Source organism: Micromonospora sp. DT48, from assembly GCF_049844495.1.
In the GTDB taxonomy this organism is placed as follows: domain Bacteria; phylum Actinomycetota; class Actinomycetes; order Mycobacteriales; family Micromonosporaceae; genus Micromonospora.
Window position 1 is genome coordinate 23606 of sequence record NZ_JBNCLE010000035.1, and the last position, 6304, is coordinate 29909.

The window sequence follows — 6304 nt, forward strand, 5'->3', positions numbered from 1 at the left end:
TCTCAGGCTGGGGCGCGGTTGACGGCGCTGGTGACCGCCTTGATCGAGGCGGTGACGATGTTGGCGTCCATCCCGACACCCCACACGGTGCGCCCCTGCACCTCGCACTCCACGTACGCGGCGGCCTGCGCGTCGCCGCCGGAGGAGAGCGCGTGCTCGTGGTAGTCGAGCACCCGTACGCGCACGCCGGCCGAGCCCAACGCGTTGACGTACGCGTCGATCGGGCCGTTGCCGATCGCGGTGAGCGACCGGGACTGCCCGTCGGTTTCGACCCGGGCGGTGATCTCGACCTTGCCCTCGGCGGTGCCGATGGCGTAGTCGGACAGCGCCACCGCCGGGTCGCGCTGGTGGTCGATCAGGTACTGCTCGGCGAAGATCCGCCACATGGTGGCCGGGTCGACCTCACCGCCGTCGTGGTCGGTCACCTGCTGCACCACGCCGGAGAACTCGATCTGGAGCCGGCGCGGCAGGTCGAGCTGGTGCTCGGTCTTCATGATGTAGGCGACGCCGCCCTTGCCGGACTGCGAGTTGACCCGGATCACCGCTTCGTAGCTGCGGCCCAGGTCCTTCGGGTCGATCGGCAGGTACGGCACCGCCCAGGTGAACTCGTCGACCGGCACTCCGGCCGCTGCCGCGTCGGCCGCCAGCGCGGTGAACCCCTTGTTGATGGCGTCCTGGTGGGAGCCGGAGAAGGCGGTGTACACCAGGTCACCGGCGTACGGGTGGCGTTCGTGCACGGGCAGCTGGTTGCAGTACTCGACGGCCCGCTTGATCTCGTCGATGTCGGAGAAGTCGATCATCGGGTCGATGCCCTGGGAGAAGAGGTTCAGCCCCAGCGTCACCAGGTCGACGTTGCCGGTGCGCTCGCCGTTGCCGAACAGGCAGCCCTCGATCCGGTCGGCACCGGCCAGCAGGCCCAGCTCGGCGGCGGCCACTCCGGTGCCCCGGTCGTTGTGCGGGTGCAGGCTGAGTACCAGGCTGTCGCGGCGGGGCAGGTGCCGGTGCATCCACTCGATCGAGTCGGCGTACACGTTCGGCATGGCCATCTCGACGGTCGCCGGTAGGTTGACGATCAGCTTGCGGTCCGGGGTGGGGTCGACCACCTCGATGACCTTCGCGCACACCTCCAGCGCGTACTCCAGCTCGGTGCCGGTGTACGACTCCGGCGAGTACTCGTAGAAGATGTCGGTGTCCGGGGTGTGGATCTCGGCGTACTTCTGGCAGAGCCGGGCCCCGGTGGTGGCGATGTCGGTGATGCCGTCGCGGTCCAGCCCGAACACCACCCGCCGTTGCAGCGTCGACGTCGAGTTGTAGAAGTGCACGATCGCCCGGCGGGCCCCGCGCAGCGACTCGAAGGTGCGGTCGATCAGGTGCTCCCGGCACTGGGTCAGCACCTGGATGGTGACGTCCTCGGGGATCAGATCCTGCTCGATCAGCTGCCGGACGAAGTCGTAGTCGGTCTGGCTGGCCGAGGGAAAGCCGACCTCGATCTCCTTGTAGCCCATCTGCACCAGGAGCTGGAACATGCGGCGCTTGCGTTCCGGTGACATCGGGTCGATCAGTGCCTGGTTGCCGTCCCGCAGGTCGACCGCGCACCAGCGCGGGGCGGCCTCGACGTGCCGGGTCGGCCAGACGCGGTCCGGCAGGTCGATCCGGAACTGCTGCCGATAGGGCTGGTAGCGGGTGTACGGCATCCGGCTGGGGCGCTGCCGGGCGATCGGATCAGAGTCGATGTCGGTGGTGCCGGCTGGGTGGGCCATGGCGGAGTTCTCCCTGGTCATGTGACGTCAGCGTTGGAGGTCGGCACTCAGGCCGAGGAACGGTCCGGGAAATGCTGGCGGCGCGGTTCGACTCCGCGACGAGGTGCCGGCCGTCAGGCCCCGTCGCGGCGACCAAGGAGGAGGTGCGCCTGCCACATGACAGAGTGACAGTACGTGATGGGGCTCAACCCCGGGAAGGTGCGTCCGCAATCTGGGACGAGAGTCGCACCGCAACCCCTCAAACCGAGCTGTCTGAGCAGCTCAGGAGCAGTTCGGGCAATGGTCGGCGACTGCGTAGCGAGGTCTCGCGGGCCAGTAGGTCGGCCGGCAGGCTGAACGGATCGCCGAGTTGCCCGACCGCCGTCACCACGTACGGTCGCACGCCTGCGGGGAGGTCGAGATCGGCGACCAGCCCGGGGTGGTCCAGGTCGGTCACCTGACGTACGTGCAGGCCCAGCGCGGTGGCCTGCACCGTCAGGTGGGCCACCGCCTGCCCCAGGTCGTACGCGGCGAACGGGGTGGTGCCGGCGTGGTACGCGGCGAGCAGCAGGACGCTCGCCCGTCCGGCCCACCGCTGGTCGGTGGCCGGCAGGTTGACCAGGATCCGCTTGAAGGTCTCGTCCTCGCGGTGCCCGACGGCGAACCGCCAGGGTTGCCGGTTGTCGACCGAGGGCGCCCATCGTGCCGCCTCCAGCAGCGTCACCACCTCGGCCGGGGTCACCTCCGCGATCGGGTCGAAGGAGCGGGGACTCCAGCGGAAGGCGAGCAGCGGCGTGAGGTCGGTCATGGCAAAAGCATCCCCTATGGGCGATTTGACCGATCGGTCGGGCTGGGTGAATGTGGGCAATGACACCCGTAACGGGATCTACCGTCGAGCGTTTCTGCATCCTCGGCCGTCAGACCGTTGCCGTCACTTGCCGGTTTCGTCGCTCCGCCGGTGTCGTCACTCGCCGGTGTCGTCACTCGCCGGTGTCGTCACTCGCCGGTGTCGTCGCTCGCCGCCTCCGGAGCGTCCGGCGGGTCCGGCGGGTCCACGGGTGGCGCCTCCATGCCCAGCGGCTCACCCTCGAACACCGGACCGGGCAGCTGCACCGTGCCCGGAGCCGGTTCCGGCGGGGCGGCCAACGTCAGCGTGCCGAACGCCGTCCGAACAGCGGTCGGCGTGCCGTCGGCGTCGAAGCAGTAGATCCCTACGTCCAGTGGTGGGTTGATCGACGCCGACGTGGTCTCCACCGAGTAACAGCTGCCGCTCGCCCCGGGGGGTGCCATGGCGGGTGACACCGACAGCGGGGCACGCCGGTCGGTCAGCACGTCCAACCAGTCGGTGAACGGATGCTGCACCCGAGGGTCGAGCCGCCGGGGCAGCGTGTCGTCCCGCTCGCCGAGGCGTACGCAACTCGCCGGCTCCGGCTGGGCGGTCGATGGCAGCCCGCACTGGAACAACCCGTCCGCGGTGGCGGCCAGGGCGATGTCGCGGGTGCCGCCGAGCGCCCCGCCAGGCACGTCCATCCGCCAGCTGCCGTCGTTCGCGCTGGTGAAGGCGAGCAGGCGATCGCCGACGCCGTCTACCCGCCAGGCGTACCTGGCGATCAGGTGCCGGTCCTGCGCGGCGGCCGCGAGCGCTGCCAACTCGTCCCGGGCCGCGTCCGGACCGGCCGGACGCGGTGCGGTCGGGGGCGGCGAGGAACCGGCGGGCGGGCCGGACGAGCAGGCGGTGAGGAAAGCGGGCGCGGCGAGCGCGAGCGCGACGGCCAGTCGGCGGATCGGATGACGGGCGGCGGACACCCGGTCATTCTGGGTGTTGGGCAGGGTTCGGGACACCCCCGGAAAGGCTGCGTTTTCCGGCGTGTCGCAGGCCACTGCGGTCGCGTCCGGGGGCCGGATCGTGGGATCACCTGACCCGGCGGTCAGAGCCGACCGATACCCTGAGGTCGTCCGACCCGCGCCGCCGGCCCCGGTGCCGGCGGCGTCGGCACGCTCAGGGCAACCGGGAGGGAGTGCGCCGTCGTGGCACTCGTGGTGCAGAAGTACGGCGGATCCTCCGTCGCCAACGCCGAGCGGATCAAGCGCGTGGCCGAGCGCATCGTCGCGGCCCGCAAGGCCGGTGACGACGTGGTCGTGGTGGTGTCCGCGATGGGCGACACCACGGACGAACTGCTCGACCTGGCCAACCAGGTGAGCCCGCTGCCGCCCGGTCGGGAGCTGGACATGCTCCTCACCGCCGGGGAGCGGATCTCCATGGCGCTGCTCGCGATGGCGATCCACAACCTGGGGTACGAAGCCCGTTCGTTCACCGGTTCCCAGGCTGGCGTGATCACCACCTCGGTGCACGGCCGGGCACGGATCATCGACGTCACGCCGGGCCGCCTCAAGGGGGCGCTGGACGAGGGCGCGGTGGTCATCGTCGCCGGCTTCCAGGGCGTGTCGCAGGACACCAAGGACGTCACCACCCTCGGCCGGGGCGGTTCCGACACCACCGCGGTGGCGCTGGCGGCGGCGCTGCGCGCGGACGTCTGCGAGATCTACACCGACGTGGACGGGGTGTTCACCGCCGATCCCCGGATCGTGCCCAACGCCCGGCACATCAAGCAGATCACCTACGAGGAGATGCTTGAGCTGGCCGCCTGCGGCGCCAAGGTGCTGCACCTGCGTAGCGTGGAGTACGCCCGGCGGGCCGGGCTGCCGATCCATGTCCGTTCGTCATACTCGACCAACACCGGAACCATGGTCACCGGATCGATGGAGGAGCTCTCTGTGGAGCAGGCACTGATCACCGGGGTCGCCCACGACCGCAGCGAAGCCAAGATCACCATCGTCGGGGTGCCCGACGAGCCGGGTGCCGCCGCGAGCATCTTCGACACCGTCGCGGGCGCCGAGATCAACATCGACATGATCGTGCAGAACGTCTCCACCGAGGGCACCGGCCGTACGGACATCTCCTTCACCCTGCCGAAGGCCGACGGCCCGACCGCGATGGCCGCGTTGAGCAAGATCCAGGAGACGGTCAACTTCAAGGGCCTGCTCTACGACGACCACGTCGGCAAGGTCTCCCTGATCGGCGCGGGGATGCGGTCGCACCCCGGGGTGGCCGCCGGCTTCTTCGCCGCGCTGGGCCAGGCCGGGGTGAACATCGAGATGATCTCCACCTCGGAGATCCGTGTCTCGGTGGTCTGCCGGGACACCGACCTCGACGCGGCGGTCCGTGCCATCCACGAGGCGTTCGACCTCGGCGGCGACACCGAGGCCGTGGTGTACGCGGGGACGGGGCGGTAGCGGGCGTGACCGGGCTGCCCACCCTGGCCGTGGTCGGGGCAACGGGAGCCGTCGGCACGGTGATGTGTGAGCTGCTCACCGGGCGACGCAACGTCTGGGGCGAGATCCGGCTGCTGGCCAGCGAACGATCCGCCGGACGCAAGGTCCGCTGCCGGGGCGAGGAACTGACCGTCCAGGTGCTCACCGAGGAGGCGCTCGACGGCGTCGACGTGGCCATGTTCGACGTGCCGGACGAGGTCTCCGCCCACTGGGCGCCCATCGCGGTCTCTCGCGGCGCCATCGTGGTGGACAACTCCGGCGCCTTCCGGATGGATCCCGAGGTACCGCTGGTGGTGCCCGAGATCAATCCGGAGCAGGTGGGTAACCGGCCCAAGGGCATCATCGCCAACGCCAACTGCACCACTCTCGCGATGATCGTCGCGGTCGCGCCGCTGCACCGCGAGTACGGCCTGCGGGAACTGGTGCTCGCGTCGTACCAGTCGGTCTCCGGGGTCGGGCAGGCCGGCGCGGACACGCTGCACGACCAACTGACCAAGGTGGCCGGTGACCGGCAACTCGGCTCGCGTACCGGCGACGTGCGGCAGGCGGTCGGCGACGACCTCGGCCCGTTTCCCGCCCCGCTGGCGCTCAACGTCGTCCCGTGGGCCGGCTCGCTGGCCGACGACGGCTGGTCGTCCGAGGAGATGAAGATGCGCAACGAGTCGCGCAAGATCCTCGGGCTGCGTGACCTCAAGGTCTCGGCCACCTGTGTACGGGTACCCGTGGTGACCGGTCACTCGGTCGCGGTGCACGCCGTCTTCGCCACCGAGATCGACGCCGAGGGCGCACGTGGTGTGCTGCGAAACGCGCCCGGCGTGATCGTGGTCGACGATCCGGCGGCCGGTGAGTTCCCGATGCCGATCGACGCGGTGGGCACCGACCCCTCCTGGGTCGGCCGGATCCGCCGTGCCGTGGACGACCCTCGGGCCCTGGACTTCTTCGTCACCGGCGACAACCTCCGCAAGGGCGCCGCCCTCAACACCGCCCAAATCGCCGAACTCCTAGCCCACCCCTAACCCCCCCACCCCACCCCCCCGGGACCCCGCCCTGCTCGGTGATCAAGAAGTTTTGGTCTAACGAGAGCGCTCTCCAAGACCAAAACTTCTTGATCACCGGACGAGGGTGGGTGGGGGTGGGTGGGGGGTGGGTGGGGTGGGGGGGTGTCCCTATGGGTTGTGTCAAGCGGCGAGGCGGGGTTCGGCCGCCGTTTTGGGCTGGTATGGCCGTTGGGC

General features: G+C 70.1%; 5 protein-coding genes. 2 read left to right on the top strand and 3 right to left on the bottom strand.

The window, feature by feature from the left end; genetic code table 11:
* Positions 1–2: 2 nt before the first annotated feature.
* From leuA to ACLQ2S_RS26210, 3 genes are all read right to left on the bottom strand, one after another.
* Entirely contained in the window at positions 3–1760 is a 1758-nt protein-coding gene (gene leuA, locus ACLQ2S_RS26200) for a 2-isopropylmalate synthase (protein ID WP_155214761.1), read from the bottom strand.
* A gap of 238 nt (positions 1761–1998) precedes the next feature.
* Positions 1999–2547, bottom strand: coding sequence for a nitroreductase family protein (locus ACLQ2S_RS26205; RefSeq protein WP_155214335.1), 549 nt, complete (start codon positions 2545–2547; stop codon positions 1999–2001).
* Between the two features lie 188 nt (positions 2548–2735).
* A complete protein-coding gene (locus tag ACLQ2S_RS26210; RefSeq protein WP_309222379.1) occupies positions 2736–3545 on the bottom strand; it encodes a hypothetical protein in 810 nt (269 codons plus the stop codon).
* A gap of 222 nt (positions 3546–3767) precedes the next feature.
* Between ACLQ2S_RS26210 and ACLQ2S_RS26215 the strand changes: the two genes are divergently transcribed.
* Both ACLQ2S_RS26215 and ACLQ2S_RS26220 read left to right on the top strand, forming a co-directional pair.
* Entirely contained in the window at positions 3768–5033 is a 1266-nt protein-coding gene (locus ACLQ2S_RS26215; protein ID WP_309222380.1) for an aspartate kinase, read from the top strand.
* Positions 5034–5038: 5 nt separating this feature from the next.
* The gene (locus ACLQ2S_RS26220) at positions 5039–6088 is read left to right on the top strand and encodes an aspartate-semialdehyde dehydrogenase (RefSeq protein WP_309222381.1); all 1050 of its coding nucleotides are present in this window, start codon (positions 5039–5041) and stop codon (positions 6086–6088) included.
* The last annotated feature ends 216 nt before the right edge of the window (positions 6089–6304 follow it).

What these genes read in the sequence shown, in the direction of transcription:
- ACLQ2S_RS26205 (WP_155214335.1), bottom strand. Translation starts at nt 2,547, where the DNA reads ATGACCGACCTCACGCCGCTGCTCGCCTTCCGCTGGAGTCCCCGCTCC.
- leuA (WP_155214761.1), bottom strand. Translation starts at nt 1,760, where the DNA reads ATGGCCCACCCAGCCGGCACCACCGACATCGACTCTGATCCGATCGCC.